Annotated in this window: 11 protein-coding genes; 2 read left to right on the top strand and 9 right to left on the bottom strand. The window is 52.2% G+C overall.

What is annotated here, in order from left to right; translation table 11 throughout:
* Positions 1-148: 148 nt before the first annotated feature.
* Complete coding sequence (locus GJJ30_RS28575; protein WP_154178568.1) at positions 149-1,378, bottom strand: multidrug effflux MFS transporter; 1,230 nt, start codon at positions 1,376-1,378, stop codon at positions 149-151.
* Positions 1,379-1,840: 462 nt separating this feature from the next.
* Here GJJ30_RS28575 and GJJ30_RS28570 point away from each other — a divergent pair, with 462 nt between their 5' ends.
* Both GJJ30_RS28570 and GJJ30_RS28565 read left to right on the top strand, forming a co-directional pair.
* Positions 1,841-2,653 carry a 3-keto-disaccharide hydrolase gene (locus GJJ30_RS28570; RefSeq protein WP_154178567.1) on the top strand — a complete coding sequence of 271 codons (813 nt, stop codon included), beginning with the start codon at positions 1,841-1,843 and terminating at the stop codon, positions 2,651-2,653.
* A gap of 94 nt (positions 2,654-2,747) precedes the next feature.
* Positions 2,748-3,095: a nuclear transport factor 2 family protein gene (locus tag GJJ30_RS28565; RefSeq protein ID WP_154178566.1), complete on the top strand. Its 348-nt coding sequence runs from the start codon at positions 2,748-2,750 to the stop codon at positions 3,093-3,095.
* Between the two features lie 26 nt (positions 3,096-3,121).
* Here GJJ30_RS28565 and GJJ30_RS32635 read toward each other — a convergent pair whose 3' ends face one another.
* The 8 genes from GJJ30_RS32635 to GJJ30_RS28530 form a co-directional block, all read right to left on the bottom strand.
* The gene (locus GJJ30_RS32635; protein WP_310588424.1) at positions 3,122-3,712 is read right to left on the bottom strand and encodes an amidohydrolase family protein; all 591 of its coding nucleotides are present in this window, start codon (positions 3,710-3,712) and stop codon (positions 3,122-3,124) included.
* 6 nt (positions 3,713-3,718) lie between these two features.
* Positions 3,719-4,330 carry an amidohydrolase family protein gene (locus GJJ30_RS32630; protein ID WP_310588414.1) on the bottom strand — a complete coding sequence of 204 codons (612 nt, stop codon included), beginning with the start codon at positions 4,328-4,330 and terminating at the stop codon, positions 3,719-3,721.
* The gene (locus GJJ30_RS28555; RefSeq protein WP_154178565.1) at positions 4,327-5,337 is read right to left on the bottom strand and encodes a Gfo/Idh/MocA family protein; all 1,011 of its coding nucleotides are present in this window, start codon (positions 5,335-5,337) and stop codon (positions 4,327-4,329) included. Before GJJ30_RS28555 ends, GJJ30_RS32630 begins: the two co-directional genes overlap by 4 nt.
* Before the next feature lie 29 nt (positions 5,338-5,366).
* Positions 5,367-6,155 (bottom strand): 6-phosphogluconolactonase, encoded by a 789-nt coding sequence (locus tag GJJ30_RS28550; RefSeq protein WP_154178564.1) that lies wholly within the window; start codon positions 6,153-6,155, stop codon positions 5,367-5,369.
* Between the two features lie 22 nt (positions 6,156-6,177).
* Positions 6,178-7,509, bottom strand: a complete 1,332-nt coding sequence (locus GJJ30_RS28545) for a sugar MFS transporter (protein ID WP_154178563.1) — start codon at positions 7,507-7,509, stop codon at positions 6,178-6,180.
* A gap of 73 nt (positions 7,510-7,582) precedes the next feature.
* Positions 7,583-8,932, bottom strand: a complete 1,350-nt coding sequence (locus GJJ30_RS28540) for a Gfo/Idh/MocA family protein (protein ID WP_154178562.1) — start codon at positions 8,930-8,932, stop codon at positions 7,583-7,585.
* A 150-nt stretch (positions 8,933-9,082) separates the two neighbouring features.
* Positions 9,083-10,915 (bottom strand): RagB/SusD family nutrient uptake outer membrane protein, encoded by a 1,833-nt coding sequence (locus tag GJJ30_RS28535; protein WP_154178561.1) that lies wholly within the window; start codon positions 10,913-10,915, stop codon positions 9,083-9,085.
* 86 nt (positions 10,916-11,001) lie between these two features.
* On the bottom strand, positions 11,002-14,451 hold the full coding sequence (locus GJJ30_RS28530) for a SusC/RagA family TonB-linked outer membrane protein (protein WP_229313476.1): 3,450 nt from the start codon (positions 14,449-14,451) through the stop codon (positions 11,002-11,004).
* Positions 14,452-14,542: the final 91 nt, after the last annotated feature.

The raw sequence follows: 14,542 nt of genomic DNA, 5'->3' as shown, positions 1-14,542 counted from the left end.
TTCAGGCAATCCGGCACCTTCGATTACGGTCTCCATCGATCGACTCTTGAACGATCTTGGAGGCTCTATTAAGAAAGATGAAAGGCGGTTTTTGGTAAACCCAATAGCTGCCGATTCGGCCCAGGTGCATGAAGCAGACTATTCGGCTTTAATGGATCAGGGCCGAATCGGCGTCCTGTTGAACTTCCACCTGATGAACGATATTTCTTCGCCCGGTCACCAAAACCAGCAGGGCCAGGGTTGCCGAGCCCGCCATTCCCAACACCATCGGAACGGCAGAAGGCACTTCGAAGAGGCTTACAAAAATGGATATCAGCGTGCCCATTCCCATCTGGAGCGCGCCCATCAGGGCCGAAGCGCTACCGGCATTTTTGGCAAATGGTGCCAGCGACAAGGCTGCGGCATTCGGGTTTGTAAAACCGATGCAGCAAAGAAACAGAAACAGAAAAACGATGGTGATTGAGAGGGTTAGCAAACCGCTCATTGCGACTGCCAGAAAAGTCAGGGCAACGATCACCTGACAAATTAAAGCCACATTGACGATTTGCTCGCTCCTGAAGTTCCGAAGCAAAAGGGTATTTACCTGGCTGGATCCGATAAAGCCCACAGAAAGAAAGGCGAAGATCCAGCCGTACACTTTTTCATCGGTATGAAACACTTCCATAAACAAAATCGGCGAGCCCGAGACGTAGGCAAAGAGTCCGGAAAAAGCGATGGCGCTGGTAAAGGCATAGGTGTAAAACTGGGGTTCCCGCAGGACACTCCAGAAATTAAGCAAAATCGGTTTGGGCTTCAGCGAGATCGATTTATCGGGTTTGTAACTCGCAGGCAACCAGAAAAATACGGCGAGCAGAATCGCCATACCCATCGCCATCAGAATGACAAAAACCGTTTGCCAACCGAAAGCCGCCGTCACATAGCCCCCGACGGTGGGCGCGATCATCGGTGAAGCGCCCACGACTAGCAGTAAAAGGGAGAACACCTTGGCGTTGTCTTTCACCGGAAATAGATCGCGCACCATGGCTACCGAAGCGACAGCAGCCGCGCAACTGCCGATGGCCTGAATTACGCGCATGACGATCAGTCCGTCGATACTCGTGGTGAAAGCGCAGCCAGCCGATGCCAGAATGTAGACGATCAGCCCAATGTACAGCGGCTTTTTGCGCCCAAACCGGTCCAGCAAAGGTCCGTATAGCAACTGCCCCACGGAAATACCGATGAAAAAACCGGACAGGGAAAGGGATACTTTGGCTGCGGTGGTGTGGAGGTCTTTGGCAATGGCGGGGAAGCCCGGCAAATACATGTCAATCGAAAACGGCCCCAGTGCCGTCAAACTGCCTAAAATCAGGATGAGAAAGAAATACGTCTTTTTGGACATCGGGAGTTATTGAGATGAAAGTCGGTACGGTTTTTACCGACCAGTCAGGTGGAGAAGTCGACGGATTCTCCCCGCTTAAGTTCACAGTAAATACACCAGTTCCGACCCAATAATTTCAGATACGCACCCCGAACGGTTAAAAACCGGAATTTGTAATAAAAAATATTGGAGGATAACAAATTGACTTGAAAACCTGCCCATGCCGGATTTAATTCTGGCTGGAAGGATGAACGGGTGTCAGTGCCCAAGGTTCCAGCGTCCAATCGTAATCCGGCAATTATACAAAACCGCCGGTAAAGAGCCGTTTCTTCCAATCGTTTCAGGATTGATCCGATTTTAGTAAATAGCATTCACTCAATCATCGCATTTCGACGAGTGAATATCTGGAGGGGTACACAGTATCTGGTCAAAGGTGTTTCCTTTTGGTATAAAATTGACAATCAGCCTTCAAACAAATTCGAAATGAAGAAAGCCCTTAAAAACCGCTTCCGCCGGTTTGCCTTAGGAAGTTTGATTACCACTTCATGCTTAAACGGTTCTGCCAGTTACGCGCAAACCACTCCCGCAGCAAATCCGGCTGCCAGACCTCCTGGTGCGGGCGGAATGGGCCGATTGTTCCCGGCAACCATCAAGGATGACAGTCTTGGATTCGTTCCGATTTTTGATGGAAAGACCCTGAATGGCTGGGATGGGGATGTCACCTTCTGGCGCGCCGAGAACGGGATAATCATTGGCGAAACCACGCCCACGAAAGTGGTGAAGGAAAACAATTTCCTCATCTGGCGCGGAGGAACCGTCAAAGATTTTGAACTGAAATTCGATTTTAAAATCAACGGAACAAACAGTGGCATGCAGTACCGGAGCAAAGAGCTGCCGGAAGTCGGAAAATGGATTCTGAAAGGCTATCAGGCGGACCTGGATTTCACCAACCTATTTACCGGAAACGTTCATGAAGAACGGGGCAGAACCGGGCATGTGGTCTTAGCCCGACGCGGTGAGGTTACGCGCGTGGCCGAAGGCCCCACTTTCAAATCCGTGGCAAAGATTGCCGACCCGGCCCTGCTGCGCGGTGTGGTCAATATCAACGGCTGGAATACCTACCATATCATTGCCCGAGGCCCCATCATGATTCACATCATTAATAACCAGGTGATGAGTATTTCGATTGATGAAGACTCTAAAAACTTTACCCCGGAAGGGCTAATCGGGTTTCAAATGCACTCCGGACCGCCCTTTATCGTTCAATACAGAAACATCCTGTATAAGAAAATATAGTATTTACCACGAACATCGGTTTGAAAAACGGAATGGTATCCATTGATTTTTGGAATCCTCTTTCGTTTTTCACCGATCCCAACTACCAACTGAAATGGACGCTCATCAATTTGCCAGGGAATGGATTGCTTCCTGGAATTCGCACGATTTGGAGGGTATTCTGTCGCATTATGCCGACGATATCGAGATTTCTACCCCCATGATCAAACTGGCAACCGGTGGAAAAACCGATTCGCTGGCCGGCAAAGAAGCGGTTGGCGACTATTGGAAGAAAGCATTGGAAAAAATCCCGGACCTACATTTTGAACTTATTGACGTAACCGAAGGTGTCAATTCGGTTGCCCTCTATTATACCTCAGTCATGAATAAGAAAGCAATCGAAGTCATGTTTTTTGACGAGCAGGGAAAAGTCAATAAAATGGTGGCCCATTATACCACTTAAAAATGATTCGGACGACCGTGTACCGGTTATTCCATCGGACCGGTTTTCAAATTGTCGACCAATACCTGGCCATCTACCATCACCAGTTTGATCCGGATGTCGTCGTCAAACAGGACAATATCGGCGCGTTTTCCTTCAGCCAGAGCCCCGAGTTGTTTCGCTCCCATGATGCGGGCTGGAGTAGACGTAGCCATCCTGACCGCATCGATCAGGGGAATATGCGCATGGTGAACCATTGTACGCACCAGTCGGTCCATCGTCGCGACACTACCCGCAAAACCGGATCGATCCGGCATTTTGGCGACTCCGTCTTCCACAATGACGCTGATTCCGTGCTGCAACGAGCCCAGAATACTGGCTCCTTCCGGCATACCGGCTCCCCGCATGGCATCCGTCACCAGGGCAATGCGATCGGGGCCTTTCATTTTGTAGACGAGTTGCAACAACGGGGGCGGCAGATGAATGCCGTCAGCGATGATCTCGACATCCATTTCATCAATCAAAAAAGCGGCCTCAACGGCACCGGCATACCGGAATGTTCCCCTTCGGGTCACGCCGTTCATGGCCGAGTACAGGTGAGTAGCCAGGGTGTAGCCGTGGTCAAAACCGTTGACGATATCGTCTTATAACGCATCCGTATGGGCCAGGGACACCAGAATGCCTTTGGAAACCGCATGGCGCGCAAAATCCAGTGCGCCCGGCAATTCCGGGGCTGCGCTCCAGCGGGACAATACGCCGGGAAACCGGTCGATCAGGGACTGGTACTCTTCGGGGGCCGGATCGCGGATGAACCGGGGATCCTGGGCACCGCGCTGATTCAGGGCAAAATATGGGCCTTCCAAATGCATCCCTAGAAAACGAACCCCGCCGGTTTTGCCAGCCATAACCCGCTGGCAAACGGTCAGGGTTTCCGCGAGTTCTTCTTTACCCGCCGTGAGCGTAGTCGGTGTCATGGCCGTTGTTCCATGCCGAAGATGGGTAGCCGCCACGGTTTGGAAGGCCTCGTCGGTAGCATCCATAAAATCGGCCCCACCTCCGCCATGCACGTGAATATCGATAAAACCGGGGGCGATGTAGAGGCCGCCCGCATCGATCTCCGCCGAACCGGGCGCACAAAATGCTCGTTCATACACACCGGTGATCACACCATTTTCAACCTGCACGCTTCCGTTCGCAATACACCGGTGGGGCGTCAGGATTTTACCGTTAACAATGCTGTAGTGCTGGGATTTCATTGCCGGGCCCGCGCTATCATGGATTCCAGGGAGACGAAAGCGCCATGCTGTTTTTTGCTTTCATCGGCCGCTTCCATCAATGCCAGCACGTCAATCGTTTCCTGCTGTGTGACGGGGACTTTGCCTGTTTCAAAGAAATTGATAATCTGGGCCAGCAGAGGCTCATACCCGCCAAAAGGACCCAGTACACGCTCCCCGGCCTGGGTAAAAACCGTTCCGCCGTAACCCACCTTGGTATCTCTCAGTCCCCGAAATGTTCCGATGCGGTTATCCGCCCATAGACCGATCACCAGATCACAATCGGGTCGGGAAATCCGGGATACTTGCCGACAACCGGGGCCCATCGCGGCCATCAATGGTTCAATTCCGTGAATGCCATACCAGAAAAGATCCGGATGAGAAGGCTCAATGGTTGCCGAGCTAAACGTATCCGCGCCGATGACTTTCTCCTTTTTCAACTCGTCCATACCTTTAATATACCGGAGCGACGAGGTCGAAAAAACCGGCACCTTGTATTTTTCGGCCGCTTTAAAAATGGCAATGGCATCCCGGAGACTGGCCGCCATCGGTTTATCAATAAAGAGCGGTTTTCCTGCTGCCAGCACTTCGAGCGCCTGCGGCAGGTGAAGCGTACCATCATTCGTTTCCAGCAAGACAAAATCGACCTGCGTCAGCAGTTCACGGATCGAATCAACAATGGCTACCTGGTATTTGCCGATTTGCTCCATGTAGCCCGGAATCCGCTCCTTGCTGCTTTGAATTTTCTGACTGCCATACGGATAGGCCGCAACAACCTTGTAACCCTTATAGGTATCGGACTCAGCAGCGGCATGTAAGGCTTTGGTAAAGGCTACACTATGCGAAGTATCAAGGCCAATGATCCCGATCCGTTTTCCGGGCTGGGCCAATGATACCGGTTTTAAGGATTTGGAAAACACGAATGGAACGCTTCCCGCAATCGTCGTTTTCAGGAATGTTCTTCGTTTCAGTTGTTGCAATTCAATCATAGTCAGGGCTTTAAAAATCGAAGAATAGCTCAGAAACCGGTAACTTCGTAAACTTCCAGAATCTGGCTGGCGCTGTCCGCATCCAGAAACAAGGCGGCATTGGAGTGCTCGCGGAGGATGGAGGCCGGATACCGACTGGTAATTTCCGGGGTCGTCAGGGTTAAAAAAACCGCCCGCGCTTTCCGTTGATTCGGCACCATGCAAAACGCGTAGTCCGCGCGAAAAAGCGCAGGTACGGTAAGCGTAATGGCTTGCCGGGGGACGTCTTCCAGTATTGGGAAACAACCGTCATTGACCTGCTGGCTGCGGCACTGTAAATCCAGGTCCACCACCTTTACCAGCCTTTTATCGTGAAAATCGGCCACGTGCGGGTCGTTAAAGGCAATGTGGGTGTTTTCGCCAATGCCAAGGCAGACGATGTCGGTTGGGTATTCCTTCAGCAGAGCCGCATACCACGCGCATTCCTGTTCCAGATCCTCAGCGTTCCCGTTGATCAGGAACGTTTCCCGTAACGGAACCTGATCGAACAAATGCGCCTTCAGATACTGACTGAAAAGCTGCGGGGCATCCGGTGCCAGACCCACGTATTCATCCATGTGAAAAGCACGGATCCGCGACCAATCGATGGACGGGTCCAGGACCAATGCCAGCAGCGTTTCGTCCTGAGAAGGAGCCGCCCCGAAAACCATAGTAATGGACTCTTTTTCCCGGAGAAGCCGGTTGATCACGGCGGCAATTTCCGTCGCGGCCGCACGGCCAAGTTCCTGCCGGTTTTGAAAAACAGAGACGCTTAAAAGATCTTGTTGAAATCGTTTCATCAGTAGTTAAAAAAGAATTGGATTAACGTTCTGTTTGGACCGAAAGGGGGTTCCAGCTTTGAATGCGATACCCCTTGAAGGCGTAAAAGATAAGGTAACCATAGCAGGGAAGCAAAATCACGTAAGCAAACCGGTGGTCGTAGGTATCCGCCAGATAGCCGTAAATCAATGGCATGATGGCCTGCCCACATAATCCCATGATCAGGATCGAAGCGCCCAGTTTGGTAAATTTGCCCAGATTGTCGAGTGCCAGGGGCCAGATTCCTGCCCAGATCAACGAATTCGCCAGTCCCAGCAAGACTACCAGCCACAGCGATACATCTGACTGATAGCCGAATAGGGCTACGTCCGCTTTGGAGAGTAAAATGCCCAGGGAAAGCGCGGTGCCCAGCAAGGTGCAGGCTCTGAAAATGGAAAGCTGACTGATAAATCGGGGGATCAAAATGATTCCTGTAATGTAGCCGATCATCGTGGCCAGCAGCGTAAATGAGGGAAATGACCGGGCTTTTGTCAATGGAATTCCCATCGACCCCGCATAGCCGATCACGGTGTCGATGGCGATCACATGAGTACCAACGTGGGTGAATATAGCTACAGCGCCCAGAATCAGGTAAGGAAACTGCCAGATGCTCTTCTTCCCCGGACCAGCCTGCCGGGTTTCAATGGGATCTTCATCCGTATCGATTTCCGGCAGCGGGGAGAATTTCACCAGCGCCCCCAATGCAATCAACACAATTCCCAAACACGAATACGGCAGCATGACCCGGCGGATCAGGGCGTTCAGAAAGAGTTCCCGTTCGGCGGCCGCCATGTCGGCCAGATGGGCAATGGTTTCGGTGTCTTCCGGCCGTAACAGAAAGAACGAAAAGACAAATGGGGCGAGAATCCCGGCACCCTTGTTACAAATTCCCATGATACTGATGCGCTGCGCGGCCCGCTCTTTCGGACCCAGCAGGGTAATGTAGGGATTCGCTGCCGATTGCAGTATGGCCAGCCCGGTTCCGATGGTAAACAAACCGCATAGAAAAATTTCGTAGGTCCGGGTGTAAGCAGCGGGCAGAAAAATAAACGCTCCGGTTGCCATCGCCAGAAAACCCAACAGCATCCCGTTTTTAAATCCCACTTTTTTCAAAAGAAAAGATGCCGGTACCGACATTACGAAATAGGAAATGTAGAAGGCAAACGCGACCAGATACGACTGGAAGTTGGATAACTCGCAGGCAATCTTGAAGTAAGGAATTAAAATGGCATTGATCCAGGTAACAAAACCGAATACAAAAAATAAGCTACCGATCACCACGATGGATCGGTTAATTTGAGGTTTTGTCAAGGTGGCTACCGAAATGCTTTCCATGAAAAGGCCGTGATTTTTCAACCTTCCTGCCCGCAGGCAGGAAGGTTGAAACACTGATAAAAAATATGGTGTGTTATACAGTCAGTTCCCAGCCGGGCTCGTACGTGCGCGCCCAGAGCTTTTTGCCTTTGGCGCTGTTGAGGATGTGGCCGTTGGTCGGATCGGTGAGCAGGACGTCGCCGGTTCGCCAGGCAATGTTTCCGAGCTGGCAGAGCAGCGTACTGATGTGTCCGTTCGGAATGTCGGCGTTCAGGGCAGCGCCGGTTTTGATCGCGTCAAAGAAATTCTGGAAGTGCAGCGAGTCCAGATTTTGGGACGGATTGGACCGGTCGAGCAGATTCATGTTGTCGCCTTCTTTGACGGTTTTCACCACAGCCCCTTTCAGGTCATACAGGATATAGCCGTTGCCGTTAATGGTCAGCGAACCGTTTTCGCCGTAGAAGGTTACGCCAACACCAATGTCGTCCACGCCGTGTCCGTTACAACTTCTGGCTTCCCAAAGAATGCTGCTTTTGTTGGCAAATTCCCAGGTAATGATCTGGGTATCCGGCGTTTCCCAATCGTCCGAAAAGTGATAGCGGCCACCGGCGGATGTCACCCGCACCGGATAGTCGACCCCCATTCCCCAGCGCAGCATGTCGAGCATGTGCACACCATTTCCTACAGCTTCGCCGGTTCCCCAATGCCAGAACCAGTGCCAGTTGTAATGCACCAGATTATCCCGGTAGGGCCGCCGGGGCACGGGGCCCTGCCAGAGGTCGTAATTCAACCAGGACGGAACCGCCGTCTCTTTTCCTTTTCCGATGTCCAGCCGCGTATTGGCGTACCAGCCCTTTCCGAAATAAACCCGGCCGATCGCGCCCGCGTGCAACTCCTGAATGGCTTTGACGATGTTGGGCCACGAACGCCTTTGGTTGCCCATTTGGATGATTCCTTTGTATTTTTTGGAAGCCTTGACCAGAAGCTCCCCTTCATTGGGGTCGTAACTGCACGGTTTTTCCACGTATACGTGTTTACCCGCCTTCAACGCCATGATGGAAGCGTGGGCATGCCAGAAATCCGGCGCGGCAATGACCAGCGCATCCAACTGTTTATCTTCCAGGGCCTTCCTAAAATCCGGTGTATCGACCGGCTTGCTGTTCTGCACCTTCGTCACTTCCTCAATCGATCGGGCTGACGCCCGGCTATCCACATCCGAAATATGAACGACCCGGCTGTTGGGTTGGGAGGCAAAATTCTTGGCCAGGGCCCGGCCCCGGTTATTAACACCCATGATCCCCACATTCACCCGTTCATTCGCGCCCACAATGTTGGCGTAACTCCGGGGACTGAATCCGGGTAGGATCCCTCCAACTGAAAGGGCAGCTGTACCTTTTATCGTCGCGGCAAGAAATGTTCTTCGATCGCTTTTCTCTTTAATCATGTTGGTTAACGGTTTTTCTTTGGTTGTTCAATAAGTCGTCACCGGCGCTGTCGAAAATGGTAAGCAAAAAGCCCCCACTCAACCCCTTACATATCGGGCTGTTGGCATCATTCGAACTGATTGGGTGACGGAACTGGAAGTTATGAAAGGCTATTCATCGGTGATCGCGGTGAGGGCGGGTTTGTTTCGCTCAAAACCGGCATACCCAAAATTCTGGTTGATCACACCCCGGCTGTTGCCGCTGATGGCGCTGGCCGGAACCGGCCACAAGACGTGGTACGCACTTATCGTATATGGATTTCCATACCGGGTCTTGGCGCCTTTGTTGTAGAACTCGGTTTTTTCCATAATCCGGTCAAACCAGAAATTCTTTTCCGAAAAATTGGCCAGCGAATACGTCTTTCCATTGTAGGCGGTTTTTCCGGTCTGGGCCAGAATGTAGGCGATGCGGGTCAGCTCTACCTTCCGGTGCTCTTCGTAGTAGAGTTCGCGCGCGCGTTCATCCAGAATGGTACCGATCGTAATTGCTGAGGGCGACAGCGGTTGGGCATTCGCTCTGACCCTGACCTGATTCAGGTCCTGGGCAGCCAGGGCGAAGTCCCCTTTCCAAAAATAAGCTTCGGCACGCAGGAGGTAGGTTTCCGCTAGCCGGAATACGTACCAGTCCGTCCGACCGCCAAAGGCCGGAGTACGGTCCAGATCGGGAATGTACAATTTGTACTGCGGCCATTCGAACCAGTTTCGTATCGTGTCACTGCAAAGCAACACCCCCGAGCTGCTGAATAACTGGATCGGTTTTCCGTAATACGGGTCGCCGATCGTTTTCAGGTTGGGGTGATTGTAAACCAGGTCCTGCATGCGCATCCAATTCCCCGGAGCGTGCCGTAAATCTTCTTTTTCGGCGGCTCCCCAAACGGCGTGGGTGGTATACCAGGTCGCCCGGGCCTTGCCAACACCCCGCCCGTAGAAGGTAACCTGATCGAGATTGATACCGGCCTGATCGACGGTTCCCCGGTTTCCGTTGGGCGTCAGAATGTTATTCCACCACAGCGGAACGGCGTTGTACATGAGATCGCTGCCATTGGCCCCGGTATAATTTCCCGCCACATTGCGCCGGTCGATGACGAGCATCAGGGCTTCCCGGTTTTCCGGCAACGCCTTGTTTTCGGGCCGGTGCAGGTCCCAGGTTATATTTTTTGCCGCGTTGCCTTTATCGACACCGAACCGGCTGGTCATCAAAGCGTAACGGCCTCCATCGATCACGTTACTGGCCGATTTAATAGCATCGTCGAAAAGCCCCAGCGCGAGGTTGACTTTGGTCAGCAGGTGACTGACGGCCCCTTTGGTGACCGCTCCTTTATCGACCTCATCACTGACCCATTCCTGGGCAAACTCCAGATCCTGCTTCATGCGTGTCAGAATCACCTCCCGCTTTGTCGAGTAATAATCCAGTTTGGTGCCCGTCCGCTCTTTTAGCTCCAGCGGCACATCGCCAAACTCATGGCATAGCCCATAATAGCGGTAGGCCCGGTGAAAATAAGCGGCTCCCAGAATGGCATTCCGTTCCTTTTCCGAGGAGTATTTCGGCTGATCAATCCGGCTGATCACCGTATTCGCATACCGGATGCCTTCGTAATATTTCTGCCAGAACCACCCGATTCGGGTAGTTGCCGAATTGTTCAGGTCGGCGTCCGGCGTAATCTGGAGGTTCAGGTTCTGCGAGGGTTTGGCGGCATCCGTGGTCCCTTCGATGGCAACTTCCGAAAACACCAGTTGGGTGGTGATCGGTGAACCGGTACCCAGGTATTCATCCCGGAGCATGTTTTCGCAGGAGACCAGACCCGCCACCAAGGCCTCCGGATCCGAAAAAGTGGTTTCGGGCGAAAAGAAGGAGAGCGGTTTGGGCTTCAGGAATTCCGTGTTACATCCCGCCATCAAAAGAAGCACGATGGCCCCAGCCAAATTATAAATGCGTCGTTTCATAACTATAGGTTTATAAAAACCGGTTTTCAAATCCTTTCCAATACCTGGCTTCCGCCATTTTGCGGCATGAACGTTTTCCGGAATCATCACAGCGAAACATTGATGCCCAGGGTGGCCGTTCTCGGAGTCGGTGCGCCGTTTTCGGGATCCCAGAAGCTCCACTCCCGGCTGTAAACCGCCACATTTCGGACGCTGAAATAGGCTTTTGCATTTTTCAGACCCAGCCTGCCGAACACGTTAGCGGGCAGATTATAGGCGACAGATACATTTTCGAGACGGACAAACGATCGGTCACGGTATACACTATACGACGCACTTCCGTCGCTGGAAGATAGCCGGGCGTAGTCGTTGATCGGGTTCTCGGCCGTCCAGTAAGGCTGCATATACGCATTCACCCGGTCCATGTATCCATTCTGGTTTTTCGCGGTATTGAACGAACCTTTGTTCCCCCAGTACGAATACATCATGAAGGAAACGTCGAACCGTTTGAAAAGCCGGAGCTCATTGCGAAGCGTCCACCGAAACCGGGGCTCCGTATAACCGAGAAACTGGCGGTCGGCATCGGTATATTTCCCGTCATTGTTCACATCCTGCAGTTTGAAATCACCCGGTTTTACCCCGTATTTCTGGGCAAGCTCGGCTTCGTTCTTCTGGTAAACGCCCAGAATTTTAATATCCCAGATCACATCCAGCGGCTGGCCGATAAACCATTTGTTGGTGATGTCGTTGGGCTCGCGGGTGCCGATTACTTTCCCCTCGCTGTCGAGAATGTTTTGCCGGTCGCCGTACAGGCTGATGATTTTATTCCGGTTCATCGAAAAGTTCAGGGTGGATTTCCAGGTCACCAGCGGGGTGTTGATGTTGACCGACGTCAGGTTGAGCTCGATACCCCGATTTCGGATTTCGCCCAGGTTGGCCCAAACCGTCTTAAAACCAGTGACATCCGGCAGGGAGCGCTGGACCAGCAGATTCGTGCTGGTCATTGTGTAGGTCTCAATGCTTCCACTGATTCGGTTCCGCAGCATCGAAAAGTCGACGCCGATATTCAGGGACGATTTCTTCTCCCACTGGAGATTTTCGTTGCTCATCCGGTTGACATACAGCATGGAAACCTGCTTGAGCGTGCCGGTTGGGGAAACGTGCAGGTACTTTCCGGCCACCAGATCGGAAATGGCGACGTAGCGGCCAATGTCCCGGTTTCCGTTAAATCCGTACGAAAAGCGAAGTTTTAAGTAATTGAGCCAGGAGGAGTTAAAAAACTTTTCATCACTGATTACCCAGCCCAGCGCTGCCGCCGGGAAAGTCGCCCGCGGATTTTTCTGGCCGAAGGCCGAGTAGCCGTCGCGTCGCAGGGAAAGTGTCAGCATATACCGGCTTTTGAACGAATAGAACAGGCGACCCATGAGGGCGTCGGCGGTGCCATATTCATCGTTGCTGGTCACAATGGGATTTTTCCCGGTGCCGATGTTGTGGAAGCCCAGTTGGTCGCTGGGGTCAAAACCGCTGTTCTCGATCCGGTTCTGCCAGCTCTGGTATTTTTCCAGGTTGGCAAGGAATGTAATATCGAGGTCGTGCGACTTGCCAAACGTTTTTTTCCACTTGAACAGGTTGTCAATCTGCCAGCTATAAATGTCAAGCTGCTCCCGTTGCGCATAGCCCCCTGCCTGTGCCCACTGCGGACTGTCGGCAGACTGGTGATTGAAATACCGGTATCCTTCCACTCTCGGTGAAAAGTTAGCCTGATACGTAATCCCAAATGGCAGCGTCACCACGGAATAGATCGTACTGATCAGCGTATTATTGATACTCAGGCGGTTGGTATAGGCTTTCGATAACGCGGGATTCAGCGCAATCTGATCGTCCTGGGGACTGAGTCGCTGATTGCCCTTGTCGTCAAATTCAGAACCCCAGGGCGAAGCGTTCACCATGTTGCTCCAGACCACCGGCACGTACCCGTCGTCCCGGCTGCTAAATTGGGTGTTGATCCCGATTTTGAGAAACTTCGCAATTCGGGCGTCCAGATTGAGCCGGGATCGAAACGTCCGGTAGCGGTCGCCGACAACAATTCCCTGATTATCCATGTATCCCAGCGAAATGTAGTAGGAAATGTCATCATTTTTGCCGGAAACACTCACGTTATAATCCTGCTGAACGCCTTGCTGAAAGACCTTCTTGTACCAGTCATTGGTTCGGCCCGCTTTGTAATTATCAATTTCTACCTGGCTCAGGTTCAGGCGGTTTAGCCAGGTCGTCGTCGGGTCCCCCGTGGCCCCGTCCAGCGCAAGCCAATCCTTTAGCGGCATAGAAGCCGGCAGGGCGTTCGGGTTCGTGTATTTCAGCGGATTTTGATTGGCGTTCATACTCCGCTGCACATCGGCGCGGAAATACAGAAAATCATTAGCGTTGTAGAGAGGCTGATCATGCGCCAGCGAGGTGATGCCGGTATTGGTGTTCAACGTGACCATAGCCTTTCCGCTCTGACCGCTTTTGGTGGTAATCAGGATCACACCATTTGCCGCCTTGGCGCCGTACACGGCCGCCGAACTGGCGTCTTTCAACACGTCAATGGTCTGAATGTCATTGGGATTGATATCCAGCAACTGACCATAGTAGATGATCCCGTCCAGAACAATCAGGGGGTCTCCGTTGGCATTTAAGGTGTTACTTCCCCGCACCTGAAGCGAACTGGCCGGTTTGGCAGTCGTCGAATACCCAACATTGAGCCCGGAAATGTTTCCCCGTAAAATATCCTGCACCGAGGCCGGGTTTTCATTTTCCAGCCGGGTAGCGCTGATCTGAGCGACGGCCCCGGTCAGGTCCCTTTTTTTCTGGGTCCCGTAACCCACCACCACGATTTCTTCCAGTGTTTTGTCGCTCTCCTGCAAAACCACTTCCAGGCGGGTCTGGGTTTTCAGCTCAACTTCTTTGGTCTGAAATCCCACAAATGAGAAAACGAGCACCTGGTCCCGGTTTTCGACTTTCAGGGAAAAACCGCCGTTTTCATCCGTCGTGGTGCCGACGGTGGTGCCTTTCACCACGATATTCACGCCGATGAGGCTTTGCCCCTTGTTATCAGTCACTTTGCCGCCAACGGTGATTTCGGATGCTTTGTCGAGCATCGTGGGCAACACGCCCTGGCTGTTGGCGGCTGTCAGCGATTTGGCGGCCGTGGATGACTGGTTCTGCAAAACCAGAATCTTCTTATCCTCGACGATGTAATTAAACCGGGTCGGGTTAAAAATCTCATCCAGAACGTATTTAAGGGATTTGTTGCTGGCTTTAAAAGTTACCAATAAACCACTTCTGGCAACATCCCCGCCATACATAAAACGAAGCCCTGATTTGGTAGCCAGTTCGTCCAGGACCACTTTCAGTGGCGTATCCTGGAATTTTACGGTGATCTCTTTTTCCAGCACTTCCTGCGCGCTCGCCGGATGCCCATAAAGGGCTGTGGCCGTCAAAATAAAGAACAGCACAACAGACCATCTGGCGCCTGTGGCGGTACGGTTTACTTTGAATAGTAGATTTAAATACATAGTTTTACGCGGGTTAGTTGTTTCATACCAACTCGGCGGCTTCTCGGGCCATTGTCAGTTGTAGGTTTAAAAACAGTTAACTTGTGCCCCT

It is taken from the genome of Larkinella terrae, assembly GCF_009668025.1.
GTDB classification, from domain to species: Bacteria; Bacteroidota; Bacteroidia; order Cytophagales; family Spirosomataceae; genus Larkinella; species Larkinella terrae.
Note: the sequence above shows the minus strand (reverse complement) of the source record. Positions and strands in the feature narration are given on the sequence as shown.

Excerpts from the sequence above, each read along its gene's own strand:
- GJJ30_RS28575 (WP_154178568.1), bottom strand. The coding sequence starts at position 1,378 with ATGTCCAAAAAGACGTATTTCTTTCTCATCCTGATTTTAGGCAGTTTG.
- GJJ30_RS28570 (WP_154178567.1), top strand. The coding sequence starts at position 1,841 with ATGAAGAAAGCCCTTAAAAACCGCTTCCGCCGGTTTGCCTTAGGAAGT.
- GJJ30_RS28565 (WP_154178566.1), top strand. The coding sequence starts at position 2,748 with ATGGACGCTCATCAATTTGCCAGGGAATGGATTGCTTCCTGGAATTCG.
- GJJ30_RS32630 (WP_310588414.1), bottom strand. The coding sequence starts at position 4,330 with ATGAAATCCCAGCACTACAGCATTGTTAACGGTAAAATCCTGACGCCC.
- GJJ30_RS28555 (WP_154178565.1), bottom strand. The coding sequence starts at position 5,337 with ATGATTGAATTGCAACAACTGAAACGAAGAACATTCCTGAAAACGACG.
- GJJ30_RS28550 (WP_154178564.1), bottom strand. The coding sequence starts at position 6,155 with ATGAAACGATTTCAACAAGATCTTTTAAGCGTCTCTGTTTTTCAAAAC.
- GJJ30_RS28545 (WP_154178563.1), bottom strand. The coding sequence starts at position 7,509 with ATGGAAAGCATTTCGGTAGCCACCTTGACAAAACCTCAAATTAACCGA.
- GJJ30_RS28540 (WP_154178562.1), bottom strand. The coding sequence starts at position 8,932 with ATGATTAAAGAGAAAAGCGATCGAAGAACATTTCTTGCCGCGACGATA.
- GJJ30_RS28535 (WP_154178561.1), bottom strand. The coding sequence starts at position 10,915 with ATGAAACGACGCATTTATAATTTGGCTGGGGCCATCGTGCTTCTTTTG.
- GJJ30_RS28530 (WP_229313476.1), bottom strand. The coding sequence starts at position 14,451 with ATGTATTTAAATCTACTATTCAAAGTAAACCGTACCGCCACAGGCGCC.